Source organism: Marinobacter fonticola, assembly GCF_008122265.1.
GTDB classification, from domain to species: domain Bacteria; phylum Pseudomonadota; class Gammaproteobacteria; order Pseudomonadales; family Oleiphilaceae; genus Marinobacter_A; species Marinobacter_A fonticola.
In genome coordinates, this window is sequence record NZ_CP043042.1 from 1191549 (window position 1) to 1209005 (window position 17457).

The following is a 17457-nucleotide window of genomic DNA, read 5'->3' on the forward strand; positions in this document are numbered from 1 at the left end:
ACCAGTAACTGACAAAAAAAGCAATCCGCTAAAACGGTAGCTGACGCAGAGCGGCCGGCGCAAATACGAGTCCGCTCGCTGCATTCCATTTATAGCAAATTTAGGCCGGTTCGCCCGTCACAAAACGTATCTGAGGTATTGTTCAGCTGCTCTTTGGTTCCTGTTCCGGCACTTTATAAGGCAAGGGAAGGCGCGCCAGCGGTTCGTCGATACCTTCGAGGCGCCAGTTTGAAACCGAAAGCGCAGAATGCTTTACCACGGCCAGCATTTCCTGGTGCCCATCATCGAACCGGATGGCGTTCAATACTTCGCCCACTGGCTTTTCGCCGGCAATAACGGCTGCACCAATCTCAATGGGTTGATCGCTCTGCAAGGAAAGCCGGAACAGACTCTTCTTGAGCTGCCCCAGGTAATGCATGCGGGCGATGACCTCTTGGCCGGTATAGCAGCCCTTCTTGAAATGGATGCCGTCGACATGCTGCAGGTTGAGCATCTGGGGGACGTACTCGGAAACGGTCTTGGGCGAGAGCTCGGCGAGTCCGGCGCTGATTTCCGCTGCGGTCCAGTCGGCTTCGGTGGCTTCCGAGCCTTCCGGAATCGGAGCGCTGTCGTCGATTTGCCAGTATTCGTAGCGGGCGACGCCTTCGGCGGTATCCTGTACACGGATCAGTTTGCCGCCCGCCAGCGTGATGGACTCGCCCGGCTGCTTTAGCTCGGCTGACTCCGGAACCAATGCCGCCGCTGTTGCCTCGCCCCAGAGACCATAAAGGTGGGCCTGCTCCACGGCCTTCATGTCCGTCCCCCGGAACAGCATCAGAAACTTGTTGAGCTGTTTGGTGACTTCGTCGGCAATGCTGATGGGCAGGCGCAAGACGATGTCGCCTTCGTAGTCAGCCAACAGGGGCAGTGCGTAGGCGCGGCCTTTGGGGTTACAGGCCGCGGCCCGGCGTGACGTATCGGGTGTGATTTCGTCCAGGCTCTGGCTTAACTGCCCGTGAAGAAACTTGTGCGGATCCTTGCCGCTGGCCCGGTAGAGCCTGGCGTGGTGAAGCGGAGCGATGGCCTCGGTCGGTCGTTCCGCGGAAGCGACGGCATCCTTGGTTGTCAGAGCGGACGTGGCGTTATCGGACATGCCTGTCTCCTATCACAGCGGGGAAATGGTCGAATCCTGATGCTGGGCCCGGGCGAAGCGAAGCCAAACGCGCAGGCGCCGGAATGCTTCTGCATCGACATTGCAGGCCAGCGATGTTGCGATCAAGACAACCGTATAAGTCTTTCTAGTGGCGTTCACCGGGTACTTAGTGGCGTTGATTGGGTGCAGTTTCAAGAGCGCCAAGTGGCCGAACAACCGACTGTTGCCGTTAACACGCACTTCACAGGCTGTCACGTTAGCGGTATCGATGAGCAGCCGGCCACGGTCAACGCGTAAGGTATGGGGCGCATGTTTGCCCGTCAAGGTGGCATGATGGGTCATCGATTGCCATCCCGCGAAGGTGAGTACCGGAAGTGCCACAAGCATCCATGGGGCGGTTTGGAGTGCGGCCAGGGTCAACGTGGCGGCAAGCAGCAGCCAAAGGCCGGCCAGTGCCACGGCGAGTGGCCGGCAGGGATAGATCCGTAGGTCAATTCGGCTGTACACGCTGGACGATCATGTCGACGATCACCTGCAAGTCTTCGTCCTGCGGACGCTCGCGCTGCATGAACCACTGATAAATCTCGGTATCCTCGCAGTCGACCAGCTTGCGGTAGCGGGCCTTGTCCTCATCCGGCAGGCCTGGATAAACCTCTTCCAGGAACGGGATCAGCAGGACGTCTAACTCGAGCATGCCGCGTCGGCTGTGCCAGTACAAGCGCTTGTATTCGACATCGTGTTGCATCGTTGAACCTCTGGACAGGGCTTGAGCGCTCAGGGCGCAATCGAGCGAAATGTGGTCGGCGTGAGTATGGTATCCCGGGCTTCGTGCTGCAGGCCGGGGAAATCCAGGGTGTAGTGAAGCCCTCGACTTTCCCGGCGCTGCAGGGCCGAACAGATAATTAGGTCGGAAATGGTGACCAGGTTGCGCAACTCCAGCAGGTCATTCGATACCCGGTAATTACTGTAGAAGTCGCCGATCTCACGGAACAGGAGATCCACCCGGTGCTTTGCCCGCTGCAGGCGTTTGGTGGTGCGCACAATGCCCACGTAATCCCACATGAAGTGCCGCAACTCGTCCCAGTTGTGGGAAATTACCACGTCTTCGTCTGAGTCCCGTACCTGGGATTCGTCCCAGGCGGGCGCTGACGGCGGGGGCGGGATATCGGCATCCTGACGCGCGATATCTTCCGCAGCGGCCCGGCCATAGACCAGGCATTCCAGCAATGAGTTGCTGGCCATGCGGTTGGCGCCGTGCAAGCCGGTGAAGGCCGCCTCGCCGACGACATACAGCTGGTTGACGTCGCTACGGGCCCGATTGTCCGTGATGACCCCGCCGCAGGTGTAATGCGCGGCAGGCACCACCGGAATCGGTTCGCGTGTCATATCCACGCCAAAATCCATGCACTTCTCGTAGATAGTGGGGAAGTGGGTCTGGATGAACGACGCAGGCTTGTGGCTGATGTCCAGGTAAAGATGGTCGGCACCCAATCGTTTCATTTCATGGTCGATCGCCCTGGCGACGATATCCCTCGGTGCCAGTTCACCTCGCGGATCGAACCGTTCCATGAAGCTGGAGCCGTCCGGTAGCAGCAGGCGTCCACCTTCACCGCGTACCGCTTCGGTAATAAGGAACGATTTGGCGTGGGGATGATAAAGGCACGTGGGGTGGAACTGGTTGAACTCCATATTGGCTACCCGGCAGCCCGCCCGCCAAGCCATGGCGATGCCGTCGCCGGACGCCCCGTCCGGGTTGCTGGTGTAGCGATAGGCCTTGCTGGCGCCGCCGGTAGCGATAACCACAAAGCGGGCGCTGAATAAGTCCACGTGGCTATCTGCCAGATTCAAAACATAGGCGCCGACACAGCGGTTGCCAGGTAGAGACAGCTTGCGGTTGGTGATGAGATCTACCGCAACGCGCCCCTCCATGACATCAACATTGGGGCAGTTGCGGACCTGATCGCTCAGGGTGTGAGACACGGCCTGGCCGGTCGCATCTGCGGCGTGGATGATCCGCCTGCGGCTATGCCCGCCTTCGCGGGTCAGGTGGTAGTTCTGTTCGGCGTCACGCGTGAACGCCACGCCTTTCTCGATCAGCCACTCGATACTTTCCCGGCTGTGCTCGACGGTAAAACGGACGGCATCTTCATGGCACAGGTCGGCACCGGCATTGAGCGTGTCCTGGATGTGCGCCTCGACGCTATCCTCGGAATCCAGCACGGCGGCAATTCCACCCTGAGCCCAGAGTGTGGATCCACTGCTCAGCTCGCCTTTACTGATAACGGCAACCTTGAGATGGGCGGGCAGGTTCAGGGCGACGGCCAAGCCGGCGGCTCCACTGCCGATGATCAGGACATCATATTGGTGAGATTGTGGCATCTGTTCGGTATCGCGGGCCATAATGTGGGCGCTATTGAACTAAACTTTACGGCTGCTGTCTATTTCGCCACATGGGTTCCGGCCCCACAAGATCGAGAGCGGACAGGGGTTGGCCCGGGCAAGAACAAGCGCAAATGGGACTGCAGCATGACGTTTTCCAGAATGCCAACACCGGCCTTTGCAGATAGTCAGACGGGTAAGGACGGACGTGTCCGCGAAAGGCCCGCTGTGGCTCCCCTGGCAGAGCGCCCAAACGCAGGCAGCCATACGGCGATGACATCGGTGACAGACAAGGCCCCGCAGGCTCCCAGCGAGAGTCAAACGGACAAACAGCTCGTCCAGCGTGTCAAAAGGGGGGATAGGTCCGCTTTCGACTTTCTGGTACTCAAATACCAGTCGCGGGTTGCCTCCATCATCAGCCGTTACACAAGCGATTCTCAGGATGTTCTCGACCTGACTCAGGAAACTTTCGTCAAGGCGTATCGCGCCATCGAGCGTTTTCGCGGGGACAGCGCGTTCTATACCTGGCTCTACCGGATCGCGGTCAATACCGCCAAGAATTTCCTGGAGTCTCGTGGCCGTCGGCCGAAAGGCAGTATGGAAGCGGAAGAGGCGGAGCGGCTGGATTCCGGCGACTGGCTGCGCGATGTGGCGACCCCCGAAAAGCTACTCCAGCGCGAACAGATGTACGAGGTGATGCAACGGGCCATCGCCGCGTTACCCGAGGAACTACGTTCGGCTCTGCTCCTGCGTGAATACGAAGGGCTGAGCTATGAAGATATTGCCCGTATCCTGGAGTGCCCGATCGGAACGGTGCGCTCCCGTATTTTCCGGGCGCGGGACGCAGTGGACCGCGAGCTCGGCCCGTTGTTGCATGAGGACTGAGCCAATCGGTCCAGGAGTATCGTTGTGATGTTGATCTTATTTTTGAGGTGCGAGCGCGATGGATGAACGTCTGAAAGAGACGCTGTCCGCCATGATGGATGACCAGGCCGATGAGCTTGCGGTGCGTCGTGTATTGTCTCAGGCGGACAAACCTGAAGTGAGAGAGCAGTGGCACCGGTGGCAGCAGCTGCGCAGCCTGATGCACGACGAGCGGCGTGATCTTGCGTCGGTTGATGTCAGTGCTGCAGTAAGCGCCGCGCTGGACGAGGCTTCGTCCCAGATGCCAGCGCCGAAGGCGCCGGTGCAAGTGTCTTCGGTGCGTCGGTCCATGCGTTGGTCCGCGGTGGCTGCCGTATCGCTGGCGCTTCTGGTCGGTTTTGGTGCGGGTGCTCAGTGGGGCGTGACCTCGGAAGAGGGAAATCTGGCTCTGGCGGCAGGCGTTGCGGCTCCAGCGGGTCAAGGCGAACCGGAAATGAATGCCGTGCCCGAGATTGCTCTGCAAGGCCTGGATGAAGAGCAGCGCGAGCAGATGAGTCGCTACTTGCTGGAGCATGCCCAGCACAACAGCGTGGGTATGGGCTATGGAACCATGGGTTATGCCCGGGTCGCCAGCGCGTCAACCGGTGTCCGTTAGTCGGGTCGAAAGCTGATGTCTATATGTTCCTACATTCGGGCGCGTGCGTTGATGCGCATGAGTCTGGGCCTGGTTGCTCTTTTGTTGGCGGTTGCTGCCCAAGCAGAGCCCACGTCGAGTAGTTCCGAGGAGGGGGTCGATGGGTGGCTTGAGCGTCTGGGAACGGCTCTGAATACCACCAGCTACAGGGGGGTCTTCGTCTATAGTCGTGGTGACCAAGTCAGCTCGATGCGCATTGTCCACCGTTATCGGGATAGCCAAGTGCAGGAGCGGCTGGTGATCCAGGATGGCGGCCAGGGGGAAATTATTCGTCACGGCGGCCGGGTGTTTTGTGTATTGCCGTCCCACGGCCGTATCCAGCTCGATGCCGTACTGCCCTCGGGCCCCTTCTCCGAAGCCTTTACGCCCAGGTTCGCTCCGTTCCGTCGCTGGTATGCCGCTAAGATGCTGAAGGATGACCGTGTGGCAGGACATGAAGCGGTTGTCATTGTTCTCAATCCCAAGGATGTTCATCGCTATCAGTATCGTCTATGGCTGGAAAAAACGTCGGGTTTGCTGGTCAAGAGCCAGGTGCTGACCAACGACGAGGAGGTGCTCGAGCGCTTTCAGTTCACCATGCTAGAACTCACGGATGAGATCCCCGATAGTGAATTCATCATCCCTGAATCGGGAAAAACGCGCGAAATTACCCTTGAGAAACCCAACAAGCCCAGACCTGAAGTTCATTCACAGGTAGGCTGGACTCTGGGCTGGCATCCAGAAGGGTTCCAGGCGACACCCTCCTCGCCCAAAGATACGCGTCGTCAGGCTGTGTCGTTTTCCGATGGTTTGGCCTCGTTCTCGGTTTTTGTTTCGCCGGTAGGGGAGATGGACATGCCCACGGGGGTTTCCCGTATCGGCGCAACCACGATTTTTTTACGTAAGCTGACAGTCGAGGATCAGCGCCATCTGGTGACGGTGGTGGGTGAGATTCCTCCGCAGACCGCCATGAAGGTTGCGGAGTCGGTCGAAGTCGAGTCTCTGGCTGGCGACGAATCGGGCGGTGCAATGTGAGGCCCCGGATTGTGATAAAACGGCCTGGAATATGATAGAGAGGCTTGGATCGTGATAGCGAGGCCTGGATTGTGATAGAAGAGAAGGGCACTGTCGTTGCCGTCAGTGACGACAAGATCTGGGTCCAGACGATTCGCCAGAGTACTTGCGGCTCCTGCAGCGCCCGCAAAGGCTGTGGTCAGGGTGTTCTGGCGCGAATGAGCGATGGACGCGCCAATCAGGTTCGAGTACACAATACCTGTGGTGCTACGGTGGGTGATCCCGTTGTGCTGGGTATTGGGGAGTCCCAGTTATTGCGAGCGTCACTGCTGGTCTACGCACTGCCACTGGGGGCGCTGTTAACGGGCTCGTTGACGGGTGCTGGCCTCTGGCCCGGCCAGGATCTCGCGGCCATCATCGGTGGCGGGCTGGGTTTGGCCGCTGGTTTTCTGGCGCTCAAATTGCTGACCGGGAAAGCCGAAGAGGCCGCCCGCTTGCAGCCTGCCTTGTTACGGATTGATGTGAACCAAGCGGTTCCGGAGCCACTAGTCGTGCATCAATCGAGTACGTTAAACCCCTGATTTTTAGGTATTCGGCTGTAGAGCCACTTAGCATGTCCTTTAATTTGCAGTGTCTGGATGTAAAAACAAAACATACACGGTTTTCTCAACCAACTTCGGAGTGAGGTATGCCCACAAAGAACCTGAGCGTCTGGTTTGCGCCCATTCTGGCCTTAATGATGGTGCTCTCGGCACGCGCCCAAGCGGCGCTTCCCGACTTCACGGATCTCGTGGAGGAGAATGCGTCCGCTGTCGTGAATATCAGCACCACACAGGCGCCCCGTGCCCAGCAGGGCAACACGCCCTTTAACCAGGATCAGTTGGATCAGATGCCGGATTTCTTCCGCCGTTTTTTTGAAGGGCCCAATTCGCCCTTCGGCGGCGGGCAGCCGGGACAGCAGCAGCCGCTGCATTCGATGGGTTCGGGCTTTATCGTTTCTAAAGATGGCTATGTCCTTACCAACAACCATGTGGTCGAGGGCGCTGACGAAATCATTGTACGCCTGAACGATCGCCGTGAATTGCCGGCCCGGGTGATCGGAACCGATCCCCGCTCGGATCTCGCGGTACTTAAGATCAAGGCCGAAGATTTGCCCGTGGTCAAGAGGGGCAAATCCAGCGAACTCGAACAGGGTGAGTGGGTGTTTGCCATCGGTTCGCCGTTTGGTTTCGATTATACGGTGACCGCTGGTATCGTCAGCGCTATCGGGCGCTCCCTGCCGTCCGAAAACTACGTGCCCTTCATTCAGACCGATGTAGCGATCAACCCGGGCAACTCCGGGGGGCCGCTGTTCAACCTCGACGGCGAAGTGGTGGGCATCAACTCTCAGATCTATACCCGTTCAGGCGGTTTCATGGGGGTGTCCTTTGCCATTCCCATGGACGTGGCGATGAACGTGTTCCAGCAGATTCGCGATCAGGGCTTTGTCTCGCGCGGCTGGCTGGGCGTGCTGATCCAGGAGGTCAGCCGTGATTTGGCCGAATCCTTCGGCCTGAACCGCCCGCGTGGCGCACTGGTTGCCGAGGTGTTGCCGGACTCGCCTGCCGAAGCAGCCGGTTTACAGCCTGGCGATATCATCCTCGAATACGAGGGTCAGTCTATCAACTTGTCCTCCGACCTGCCGCCGATGGTGGGGCGCACCAAGATCGACGAAACCGCCGAACTGCTGGTGTTGCGTAATGGCGACGAGCGCGAACTCGACGTGACAATCGGTGAATTGCCGGAAGATCGTATGGCCCGGGAAGACCGGCCTTCTGAGCCGTCGCCTACCGGCGGCCCGCTGGGTCTGTCCGTGGTCAATTTGACCGGCGAGCAGCGCGAGCAGTTGGGTATCGACAAGGGTGTGCGGGTCCGCAATGTGGGCCCTGGCCCGGCGCTCGATGCCGGTATCCGGCCTAACGATGTGATCCGCAAACTCAACAATGAAACCGTGGATTCGGTGGAAGATTTTCAACGTGTCGCTTCGGATTTGCCCAAAGGCAAGGCAGTGCCTGTGCTGGTAATGCGTGAAGGGCAATCCACGTTCCTGGTCATCAAAACCGAGAAATAGGCGCCGGGTCCCCCTCCCGGCGTTTTACATCGTCCCTTCATATCGAGCCCGTAGTGGATAGTCCCGCTACGGGTTTTGCTATATTCTGCCGCTTGATTATTGAACGATTCGCGGTCTCGAGGGGCGAATGTTCTGTTTTCGGGTCTTGTTTTCGATCGCCCGCTCTATTGATCTTTGGACTGCACTGATGGCAAAGGATATGACTCTGGGCCAGGTAGCCCGGCATCGTTCGTCGCGTATCGCGTGGCTGTTGCTTGTGATCTCCCTGGCGCTGACGGTCGGGGCCTGGCGCTTCTCGATCATGCTTGTGGAAGATCGCACCCAAGCCCGTTTCGAGACCCAGTCTCTGCAACTCAAGACCGCGATTGAGGAACGCTTGCTGAACTACGAGCAGGTGTTGGCCGGCAGTGCCGGGCTATTTGCCGTGGCGGATCTGGTCGGCCGTGACGATTGGCGCCTCTACGTCAGCAAGCTCGATATCAATCGTTACTATCCTGGCATTCAAGGCATCGGTTTCACTGCGCGGGTCGAAGGGCGCGATGTGGTCGACTTCGTCAGGCGCATTCGTGAACAGGGGTTGCCGGATTACCTGATCAATCCCGCCGGCACTCGTGCCGAATATCATCCTATCGTTTTCCTCGAACCCAGTACCCAGCGCAATCGGCGAGCCTACGGCTACGATGCGTTTGGCGATCCGGCACACCGGATTGCCATGGAGCAGGCCCGGGATAGCGGTGAGGCCACCATGACCGGCAAGGTCGTGTTGGTGCAGGAAGAGGTCGACGACGAACAGGCCGGCTTCCTGATGTATTTTCCGGTTTACGAGGGCGACAAAGTACCGAAGATCCTGGACGAGCGGCGCCTACGCCTACGCGGCTTTGTTTTTAGCGCCTTCCGTATGAACAATCTGATGGACGGTATCGTGGGGCTGATTTCGCCGTTTTTGGATGTGCGCATCTATGACAGCGATGTGGCTGTCGAAGACGCACTCATGTATGGCTCGAATCTGGGCTCGCTGGATAATGAGTATACGTTCGAGATGAGTGCCAAGGTCCAGCACGGGGGCCGCACCTGGCTGTTGCAGACGCGTACCACGCCGGCGTTCGATTACCTGGCCTCCGATCCGCGGCCACTGATCGTGGTTGTGGCGGGCCTGATTATCAGTTTCCTGCTGTTTGCGTTTTTTCTGGTGATGGTCCGTTCGCGCCTGCTGGCTCAGATTAACGCCGGGCGTTACCGGGCTATTACCGAAGGGGCGAGCAATGTGACGCTGATCCTCGATCGCAAAGGGAAGCCCAAGTACGTGAGCCCCTCCTCCGAGAAGATTCTTGGCTTCGACCCTACCAATCTGACCGAGCTTTCCCTGGAGCAGCAGGTGCACCCGGATGATTGGCCGACGTTGCAACAGTGTTTCGAGCAGGCGTTGATTGAGCCGGGTAAGGCGCTGCCGGTCGTGCATGCCCGCATTCGCGACGCCGATGGAGGATGGCGCGACATGGAGGGCACCTACACGGCAATGATCGACGTGCCCGGTGTTCATGGTGTGGTGCTCAGCCTGCGTGACCTGACAGAACTCAAGGCCGCGCAGTCCGAATTGCATCGTCTGGCGTTCTACGACCCATTGACCGGGCTGGCCAACAGGCAGCTGTTCCGGGATCGTCTGGAGCATGTGATCCGCCGCTGCAAGCGCAGTGGTCAACCGGCGGCCCTGATGTTTCTCGATCTGGACGGCTTCAAGCGGATCAACGACACGCTGGGGCATGATGTCGGCGACGAGTTGTTGAAAAACGTCGCGGGCTGGCTCCAGGATTGCGTCAGGGAAGAGGATTCGGTCGCGCGTTTGGGTGGCGATGAATTTGTGGTCTTGTTATCGGAGGTCGCCGGTTCCGACGCTGCAGCCAAGGTCGCGGAAAATATCCTGAGTCGGCTGTGTCAGCGCATCCGGCTGGGTGAGCACGAGGTTGGCGTCACTGTTAGTATCGGCTTGGCGATGATCCCCGACGATAGTGACGAGCCGACGTCGCTGATGAAATACGCCGATCTGGCGATGTACCGGGCCAAGGAATTGGGCCGTAATAACGCTCAGTTCTACACGCCTGCTATGAATATCCAGGCCGCGCGCCGCATGCTGCAACAGGAGGAGTTGAGTAATGCGGTGGAAGCGGATCACTTCATGCTGCACTACCAGCCCAAGTTCGATCTCGAGCGTGAGACCGTGCTGGGCGTTGAGGCGTTCCTGCGCTGGCAGCATCCCGAACGTGGCCTGATACCGGCCAGCCAGTTTATCCACCTGGCAGAAGAGTCAGGTCTGATAGTCCGTCTGGGCGAAATGGCGCTGCGGCAGGCCTGCATCCAGATTCAGGCGCTGGAACGCGCCGGATTTGAAGGTTTACGCATGTCGGTGAACCTGTCCTCGCGGCAGATTGCGGACCCCCGTTTCCTGGATATGTTCCGCCAGGTCGTCACCGAGACCGGTGTGGTACCGGAGCGGCTGGAACTTGAACTGCCACCCGAGCTGCTCAACGAGGATGCAGAATCCGTGCAGCGCCTGCTAGGTTCGCTGCACGATATCGGGGTCTATCTGATTCTCGACAATTTCGGGGCTCGCAATTGCTCCCTTGCCGCGATGCAGCGCCTGCCGCTGGACGCGGTCAAGATTGACCACGCGTTTATTCGCGACATTCCCTATAATGCGACGGCTACGGACGTTACCTCCGCGGTTATAGCGCTGGCTCATAAACTGCACCTGACCGTGATTGCCGAGGGCGTGGAAACACGCCAGCAACTGAACTTTCTGCGCGCCAGTGGCTGTGCGCAGGGCCAAGGTAACCTGTTCAGCTACCCGCTCGACGAGGATGCCTTGATCGGATTTCTAGTGCGTCAGCAGGAGGATGCGACTCTCTAGTACCCCCGTGCCAAGGTGTGGCAATAGTCCGGCTAGGGATCATGGCAATAGTCCGGCTTAACCGGTAAAATCAGCCTTCCTTTACCTGCCGCCGGTTCATGCCCGCGCGCCGGACACTTTTCTGACGTGAGACACCCAATTCTGTGACTGAACTGAGCCACATCCGTAACTTTTCCATCATCGCCCACATCGATCACGGAAAATCCACCCTCGCAGATCGTTTCATCCAGGTATGCGGCGGCCTGACCGACCGCGAAATGGCCGAGCAGGTCCTGGATTCCATGGATCTGGAGCGTGAACGCGGTATCACCATCAAGGCTCAGAGCGTCACCCTGCGCTACAAGGCGAAGGACGGTGTCGAGTACGAACTCAACATGATCGATACACCGGGTCACGTGGATTTCTCCTACGAAGTTTCGCGCTCGCTGTTTGCCTGCGAAGGCGCGCTGCTGGTGGTGGACGCCGGCCAGGGGGTTGAGGCTCAATCCGTTGCTAATTGCTACACAGCGATAGAGCAGGGACTAGAGGTGGTACCGGTCCTGAACAAAATGGACCTGCCCCAGGCCGAGCCCGAGCGTGTCGCCCAGGAAATCGAAGACATTATCGGTATCGAAGCCTCCAATGCCGTGCGATGCAGTGCCAAGAACGGTTTGGGTGTCGAGGAGGTGCTGGAAGAGTTGATCCGCCTGGTGCCGCCGCCCGAGGGCGACGTTGACGGTGCGCTGCAGGCGCTGATCATTGACTCCTGGTTCGATAACTATCTGGGTGTCGTGTCCCTGGTTCGTGTGCGCCAAGGCAGCCTGCGCAAGGGCGACAAGATTCTGATCAAGTCCACTGGCAAGGCTTGGATTGCGGACAAAGTGGGTATTTTCACGCCGAAGCCGACGGATACCGGTACTTTGGGCACCGGCGAAGTCGGCTTTGTGGTCGCCGGCATCAAGGATATCCATGGCGCGCCGGTGGGCGACACCATTACCCACCAGAAGACGCCGGATACCTTACCGGTGCCGGGGTTCAAGAAGGTCAAACCCCAGGTTTACGCGGGGCTCTTCCCCGTTAGCGCGGACGATTACGATGATTTCCGCGAAGCCCTGGAGAAGCTGACTCTGAACGACGCCTCGCTGTTTTTCGAGCCGGAAAGTTCCGATGCGCTTGGGTTCGGTTTCCGTTGTGGTTTTCTGGGCATGCTGCATATGGAAATCATCCAGGAGCGGCTGGAGCGGGAATACGATATCGACCTGATCACCACCGCGCCTACGGTCGTTTACGAGGTGGTTACCCGGCAGAACGAAACGGTCTACGTGGATAATCCGTCGCGTCTGCCGGATGTGGGCAGCATCGAGGAGATGCGAGAGCCGATCGTCGAAGCCAATATTCTGGTGCCCCAGGAACATCTGGGCAATGTGATCGCCCTGTGCGAAGAGAAGCGGGGCGTTCAAAAGAATATGCTGTTCCTGTCGAGCCAGGTGCAGTTGACCTATGAGTTGCCGATGGCCGAAGTGGTTCTCGATTTCTTCGATAGAATCAAGTCCGCCAGTCGCGGTTTTGCGTCGCTGGATTATCATTTCAAGCGCTTTCAGACGGCGGATCTCGTGCGTCTCGACGTACTGATCAATGCCGAGCGGGTGGATGCGCTGGCTCTCATTGTTCATCGCGTTCAGGCGCATTATCGCGGACGCGCCGTTATCGAGAAAATGAAGGAGCTGATTCCACGGCAGATGTTCGATATCGCGATCCAGGCCGCGATTGGTAACCATGTGATTGCCCGCCAGACCGTTAAGGCCTTGCGTAAAAACGTCACGGCAAAATGTTATGGCGGTGACGTGAGCCGGAAGAAGAAGCTGTTGCAGAAACAGAAAGAAGGCAAAAAGCGCATGAAGCAGCTTGGCAATGTCGAGGTGCCCCAGGAAGCGTTTCTTGCCGTACTGCGCGTCGACAATTAAGTGCTCCGGCCATTTCGGCGTGGACAGACCAACTGAAGCCGCAAATTTCACATTGACGGAGCACTAGACCCAAGCATGGACATCGATTTTCCCCTGATCCTCGTCACCCTGACGTTTGCCACTGGTTTGATCTGGCTGGGTGACAGGCTCTTCCTGCGCGCGCGTCGCGAAGCCCGTTTTTCTGAATCGTCCAGCGCCGCTGCCGGCATGCCGAGCGAAGCCGCTGAAGAGAAGGACGAACCCAAGGAACCGTACCTGGTCGACCTGAGTCGTTCGTTCTTCCCGGTACTGGCCATCGTATTGGTCCTGCGCTCATTCCTGGTCGAGCCTTTCCAGATTCCGTCCGGATCCATGCTGCCCACGCTCGAAGTGGGTGATTTCATTCTGGTGAACAAGTTCGCCTATGGTTTGCGTCTGCCTGTTGCAGGAACCAAAGTCGTCGAGATTGGCGATCCCCAGCGCGGGGACGTTATGGTGTTCAAGTATCCCAAAGATGGCCAGACCAACTATATTAAACGAGTGATCGGCTTGCCCGGGGATACAGTGACGTATCGCGATCACACCTTGTTCATCAACGGTGAGGAAGTGCCCACTGACTTCGTCGCGACACTGCCGCCGGTCCAGTTGTTCGAGGAAAACCTCGGCGACGTAACGCACCAGATCCTTAAAAATCTCGGAGGGAGCGCGCCCGGCGGTGAAGGGCAATGGACGATTCCCGAGCATAAGTACTTTGTTATGGGCGATAACCGGGACAACAGCAACGATAGCCGCTACTGGGGCACGGTGCCGGACGAACTCGTGGTCGGTAAAGCCTTTGCCATTTGGATGCATCTGGAGGACTGGATACCCAGCTTCGGTCGTGTCGGGCTTATTGAGTAAGGACCAGCTTGAAGTGCCTTGCGGGTTGTCCCGCGATATAAAAACGTCAAAGAAGAGAGCAGTAAAATGAAGAACCAACGTGGCGCTTCCACTCTGGGCATTCTAGTCGCCGTACTGTTTTTCGGCAGTCTGATAACGCTGGCGATCAAGCTGGGACCCATCTACCTTGATGACATCACGATCCAAGAGGCCATCGAGAGTCTCGAGAAAACCGAGGATCTCGGACAATTGCGTCCGGCTGACGTACGTTCGCTGATCAGCAAGCGGCTCAGCGTGAACAACGTCGATAACTTCGACGAGAAGCAGATTGAAATCAAGAAGGACGGCGAGACGGTATTGATCAACCTGGAATACGAGGTGCGTACCGATCTATTCCAGAACGTGGATGCTGTCGTTCACTTCAGCCACGCCTACGAGATGAGAGGCCAGTGAGGGTAAGCGAGATCGAACTTGGCCGGCTTCAGAAGCGGCTTGGCTACCAGTTTCGTAATCCGGAACTGTTAACCCTGGCGCTGACCCACCGAAGCCATGGCAACCAGAACAATGAGCGTCTGGAATTTTTGGGCGACTCTATCGTGAACATGGTGATCGCCGAGCATTTGTACCGCCATTTCGAGAATGCACGGGAAGGCCAGCTCAGTCGGCTGCGCGCGCGCATGGTCAAAGGCGTTACGCTGGCCGAGATCGGCCGCGAATTTCATCTTGGTGACTATCTGCGGATGGGGTCTGGCGAACTGAAAAGCGGCGGATTCCGGCGTGAGTCGATCCTGGCCGATGCGGTTGAATCAGTGATCGGCGCCATTTACCTGGACAGCGATTTTCATACCTGCCGGGTCCGGGTGCTGGATTGGTTCAACGACCGCCTGGACCGTCTGGACTTGCAGGATACCCAGAAAGATCCAAAAACCCGTCTGCAGGAATACCTGCAGTCCCGCCAATACCCGTTGCCGCGCTATGACGTCATCTCCGTGGAGGGCGAAGCTCATGCCCAGACTTTCCATGTGGAGTGCGCCTTGCCATCCCTCGACCGCAAGACGACCGGTGTTGGCAGCAGTCGCCGAGTAGCCGAGCAGCAGGCCGCGCGTAATGCCCTGAAATCGCTGGGCGTGGAGAATAATTGATGATCGACCCAACACAGCCGGATAACCCGGACAGCCGTTGTGGCTTTGTCGCCATTGTCGGCCGGCCCAATGTGGGCAAGTCCACCCTGTTGAACCATATCCTCGGCCAGAAACTGAGCATTACCTCGCGCAAGCCTCAAACCACACGGCATCAGGTACTCGGTATAAAGACCCGCGGTGATGTGCAGGCCATCTACGTCGATACCCCGGGCATGCACGAGGACGAGCCCAGAGCACTCAACCGCTATATGAACCGGGCCGCTTCGTCCGCTTTGGTGGATGTGGACGTGGTTGTCTTCGTCGTCGACCAGACCCACTGGACCAGCGCCGACGATATGGTGCTCAAGAAGCTTGAACAGGTGAAAGCGCCGGTCATCCTTGCCGTCAATAAGGTGGATAACTTGGCGCGACGTGAAGTGTTGCTCCCGCACCTGGAATCCCTGGCGCAAAAGCGCGAGTTCGACGAGATCATCCCACTCTCGGCCCTGCGTGGACAGAATCTGGCGCCGCTGGAAGAAGCGGTTGATCGGATGCTACCGGTCAGCGTGCATTTCTACCCGGACGACCAGATCACGGACCGCTCCCAGCGCTTTTTGGGGGCGGAAATCGTGCGCGAGAAAATTACCCGCCAACTGGGTGCCGAGCTACCTTACTCCGTTGCGGTCGAGATCGAGGAGTTCAAGCAGGAAGGCAAGATTCTGCACATTGCGGCGCTGATTCTGGTCGAGCGGGAGGGCCAGAAGAAAATCATTATCGGCGATAAGGGCGAGCGTATCCGGCAAATTGGCCAGGAAGCCCGGATCGATATGGAAAAGCTCTACGACAGCAAGGTCATGCTGCGCCTCTGGGTTAAGGTCAAGAAAGGCTGGGCGGACAGCGACCGTGCGCTCAAGAGCCTGGGCATGAACGACTTCTGATAGCCGGACTATGATCGGGGCCATTCGCGCAAGGGCCAGCCGGCCGATGGGGAAGGCATGACGGACAAGGTCGAGCAGGAGCCGGGGTACGTGTTGCACCGGCGTAACTACCGCGAGACCAGTCTGCTGGTGGAGTTATTCACCCTCAACCATGGCCGGCTGACCGTGGTGGCCCGGGGTGCAAATAGCCCGAAAAGTCCCCTCAAGGCGCAACTTCAGCCTTTTCAGCCGATGCTTCTGTCGTGGCGGGGACGGTCGGATCTGAAAACGCTAACTTCGGCGGAAAGCCGTCTCGGCCCCAACCTTAGCCGTACCGAACGCCTGTATTGTGGTCTCTACCTGAACGAGCTGATGCAGCGTCTGTTGCCGCCTCAAGAACCGCACCAAACCCTGTTTGCACAGTACATCGAAACGCTTGACGAGTTGGCGGCTGTGGCCGATTTCGAACCAACGCTACGTCGATTCGAGACGAAGCTGGTGGACGCGTTGGGTTACGGCTTCGACTGGGCGACGGCTATGGATTCCGGGCGCCCGGTATCGTCCAGCCAGCACTACTACTATGATCCTGAGCAGGGTGTGCTTGAAGCGCCGACTCCGGGGAGTTTGCTGCAAGGCTTGCAGGGCAGCGTCCTGCTGGCGTTGGCGAACCATAACCTGAGCGACCGAGCATCCCGGCGCACGGCCAAGCGCGTGATGCGCGTGCTGATCGATCACTTACTCCAGGGCCGGGAGTTACATAGCCGTGCCCTGTTTAGCCATTGGCGAGGAGACAAAGATGAAACCTAGAGTGCTGCTTGGTGTGAACGTCGACCATGTCGCCACCTTGCGCCAGTCACGCGGTACCCGCTATCCCGATCCGGCCCAGGCCGCGCTACTGGCCGAAGAGGCGGGAGCGGATGGCATCACCCTGCATCCTCGGGAAGACCGTCGCCACATCCAGGACCGGGACGTGCTGCTGTTGCGGGATATGCTTAACACCAAGATGAATCTGGAAATGGCGGTGACCGACGCCATGCTTGCCTTTGCCGAGCAGGTGCGCCCTCAGTGTGTCTGCCTGGTGCCGGAGAAGCGCGAGGAGCTGACCACCGAAGGTGGTCTGGACGTGGTCGGTCAGGAGGACAAAGTAGCCAAGGCCTGTGAGCGCTTGGCCCGGATCGGCGCCGAAGTGTCCCTGTTCATCGACGCCGACAAGGACCAGATCGACGCCGCGGTGCGCTGCGGTGCGCCGGTGATCGAAATCCACACGGGACACTATGCCGATGCCGAGACGCCGGCCGACATCGACAGCGAGTTTCTGAAAGTCGCGAATGGCGTGGAATACGCGCGCAAGAAAGGATTAATCGTCAACGCCGGCCATGGTTTGCATTACCACAACACGGAACGTGTCGCGGCTATTCCAGGTATCAACGAGCTCAACATCGGCCATGCGATTATCGCCAGAGCTTTATTCACCGGCCTCAAGGATGCCGTTCGCGATATGCGGTCGATCCTGGACCGGGCAAGTCAGGAATAAAACGCCC

Annotated in this window: 17 protein-coding genes; 13 read left to right on the forward strand and 4 right to left on the reverse strand. The window is 58.5% G+C overall.

Features of this window, described 5'->3' with window-relative positions:
- Positions 1-142: 142 nt before the first annotated feature.
- The 4 genes from ygfZ to nadB are packed head-to-tail and all read right to left on the reverse strand — an operon-like array spanning position 143 to position 3511.
- The gene (gene ygfZ, locus FXO11_RS05340; RefSeq protein ID WP_148861931.1) at positions 143-1132 is read right to left on the reverse strand and encodes a CAF17-like 4Fe-4S cluster assembly/insertion protein YgfZ; all 990 of its coding nucleotides are present in this window, start codon (positions 1130-1132) and stop codon (positions 143-145) included.
- Positions 1133-1144: 12 nt separating this feature from the next.
- The gene (locus FXO11_RS05345; protein WP_148861932.1) at positions 1145-1639 is read right to left on the reverse strand and encodes a hypothetical protein; all 495 of its coding nucleotides are present in this window, start codon (positions 1637-1639) and stop codon (positions 1145-1147) included.
- The gene (locus FXO11_RS05350) at positions 1623-1877 is read right to left on the reverse strand and encodes an FAD assembly factor SdhE (RefSeq protein WP_148861933.1); all 255 of its coding nucleotides are present in this window, start codon (positions 1875-1877) and stop codon (positions 1623-1625) included. The genes FXO11_RS05345 and FXO11_RS05350 overlap by 17 nt, the downstream gene beginning before the upstream one ends.
- Before the next feature lie 29 nt (positions 1878-1906).
- Positions 1907-3511: an L-aspartate oxidase gene (gene nadB, locus FXO11_RS05355; protein ID WP_202980326.1), complete on the reverse strand. Its 1605-nt coding sequence runs from the start codon at positions 3509-3511 to the stop codon at positions 1907-1909.
- Positions 3512-3784: 273 nt separating this feature from the next.
- On the opposite strand from nadB, the gene rpoE reads away from it, so the two are divergent.
- The 13 genes from rpoE to pdxJ all read left to right on the forward strand — a co-directional run bounded on the left by rpoE (position 3785) and on the right by pdxJ (position 17450).
- Positions 3785-4396 carry an RNA polymerase sigma factor RpoE gene (gene rpoE, locus FXO11_RS05360; RefSeq protein ID WP_148864799.1) on the forward strand — a complete coding sequence of 204 codons (612 nt, stop codon included), beginning with the start codon at positions 3785-3787 and terminating at the stop codon, positions 4394-4396.
- A 58-nt stretch (positions 4397-4454) separates the two neighbouring features.
- Complete coding sequence (locus FXO11_RS05365) at positions 4455-5030, forward strand: sigma-E factor negative regulatory protein (RefSeq protein WP_148861935.1); 576 nt, start codon at positions 4455-4457, stop codon at positions 5028-5030.
- A gap of 15 nt (positions 5031-5045) precedes the next feature.
- Positions 5046-6083 (forward strand): MucB/RseB C-terminal domain-containing protein, encoded by a 1038-nt coding sequence (locus tag FXO11_RS05370; RefSeq protein WP_168203128.1) that lies wholly within the window; start codon positions 5046-5048, stop codon positions 6081-6083.
- Between the two features lie 44 nt (positions 6084-6127).
- Complete coding sequence (locus tag FXO11_RS05375) at positions 6128-6643, forward strand: SoxR reducing system RseC family protein (protein WP_227546045.1); 516 nt, start codon at positions 6128-6130, stop codon at positions 6641-6643.
- A 107-nt stretch (positions 6644-6750) separates the two neighbouring features.
- Positions 6751-8172 carry a DegQ family serine endoprotease gene (locus FXO11_RS05380; RefSeq protein WP_148861936.1) on the forward strand — a complete coding sequence of 474 codons (1422 nt, stop codon included), beginning with the start codon at positions 6751-6753 and terminating at the stop codon, positions 8170-8172.
- A gap of 187 nt (positions 8173-8359) precedes the next feature.
- Positions 8360-11077: a bifunctional diguanylate cyclase/phosphodiesterase gene (locus FXO11_RS05385; protein ID WP_148861937.1), complete on the forward strand. Its 2718-nt coding sequence runs from the start codon at positions 8360-8362 to the stop codon at positions 11075-11077.
- A 143-nt stretch (positions 11078-11220) separates the two neighbouring features.
- Complete coding sequence (gene lepA, locus FXO11_RS05390; RefSeq protein ID WP_148861938.1) at positions 11221-13020, forward strand: translation elongation factor 4; 1800 nt, start codon at positions 11221-11223, stop codon at positions 13018-13020.
- Positions 13021-13095: 75 nt separating this feature from the next.
- A complete protein-coding gene (lepB, locus tag FXO11_RS05395) occupies positions 13096-13899 on the forward strand; it encodes a signal peptidase I (protein WP_148861939.1) in 804 nt (267 codons plus the stop codon).
- Between the two features lie 66 nt (positions 13900-13965).
- Complete coding sequence (locus FXO11_RS05400) at positions 13966-14331, forward strand: DUF4845 domain-containing protein (protein WP_148861940.1); 366 nt, start codon at positions 13966-13968, stop codon at positions 14329-14331.
- On the forward strand, positions 14328-15020 hold the full coding sequence (gene rnc, locus FXO11_RS05405; RefSeq protein WP_148861941.1) for a ribonuclease III: 693 nt from the start codon (positions 14328-14330) through the stop codon (positions 15018-15020). Before FXO11_RS05400 ends, rnc begins: the two co-directional genes overlap by 4 nt.
- On the forward strand, positions 15020-15937 hold the full coding sequence (gene era, locus FXO11_RS05410) for a GTPase Era (RefSeq protein WP_148861942.1): 918 nt from the start codon (positions 15020-15022) through the stop codon (positions 15935-15937). Before rnc ends, era begins: the two co-directional genes overlap by 1 nt.
- Positions 15938-15994: 57 nt before the next feature.
- Positions 15995-16723, forward strand: coding sequence for a DNA repair protein RecO (gene recO, locus FXO11_RS05415; protein ID WP_148861943.1), 729 nt, complete (start codon positions 15995-15997; stop codon positions 16721-16723).
- On the forward strand, positions 16713-17450 hold the full coding sequence (gene pdxJ / locus FXO11_RS05420) for a pyridoxine 5'-phosphate synthase (protein ID WP_148861944.1): 738 nt from the start codon (positions 16713-16715) through the stop codon (positions 17448-17450). The genes recO and pdxJ overlap by 11 nt, the downstream gene beginning before the upstream one ends.
- Positions 17451-17457 lie beyond the last annotated feature (7 nt).

Bases quoted from the DNA above. Each gene is read 5' to 3' on its own strand.
- ygfZ (WP_148861931.1), bottom strand. From the start codon at position 1,132: ATGTCCGATAACGCCACGTCCGCTCTGACAACCAAGGATGCCGTCGCT.
- FXO11_RS05350 (WP_148861933.1), bottom strand. From the start codon at position 1,877: ATGCAACACGATGTCGAATACAAGCGCTTGTACTGGCACAGCCGACGC.
- nadB (WP_202980326.1), bottom strand. From the start codon at position 3,511: ATGCCACAATCTCACCAATATGATGTCCTGATCATCGGCAGTGGAGCC.
- rpoE (WP_148864799.1), top strand. From the start codon at position 3,785: ATGACATCGGTGACAGACAAGGCCCCGCAGGCTCCCAGCGAGAGTCAA.
- FXO11_RS05365 (WP_148861935.1), top strand. From the start codon at position 4,455: ATGGATGAACGTCTGAAAGAGACGCTGTCCGCCATGATGGATGACCAG.
- FXO11_RS05370 (WP_168203128.1), top strand. From the start codon at position 5,046: ATGTCTATATGTTCCTACATTCGGGCGCGTGCGTTGATGCGCATGAGT.
- FXO11_RS05380 (WP_148861936.1), top strand. From the start codon at position 6,751: ATGCCCACAAAGAACCTGAGCGTCTGGTTTGCGCCCATTCTGGCCTTA.
- FXO11_RS05385 (WP_148861937.1), top strand. From the start codon at position 8,360: ATGGCAAAGGATATGACTCTGGGCCAGGTAGCCCGGCATCGTTCGTCG.
- lepB (WP_148861939.1), top strand. From the start codon at position 13,096: ATGGACATCGATTTTCCCCTGATCCTCGTCACCCTGACGTTTGCCACT.
- FXO11_RS05400 (WP_148861940.1), top strand. From the start codon at position 13,966: ATGAAGAACCAACGTGGCGCTTCCACTCTGGGCATTCTAGTCGCCGTA.
- era (WP_148861942.1), top strand. From the start codon at position 15,020: ATGATCGACCCAACACAGCCGGATAACCCGGACAGCCGTTGTGGCTTT.
- recO (WP_148861943.1), top strand. From the start codon at position 15,995: ATGACGGACAAGGTCGAGCAGGAGCCGGGGTACGTGTTGCACCGGCGT.
- pdxJ (WP_148861944.1), top strand. From the start codon at position 16,713: ATGAAACCTAGAGTGCTGCTTGGTGTGAACGTCGACCATGTCGCCACC.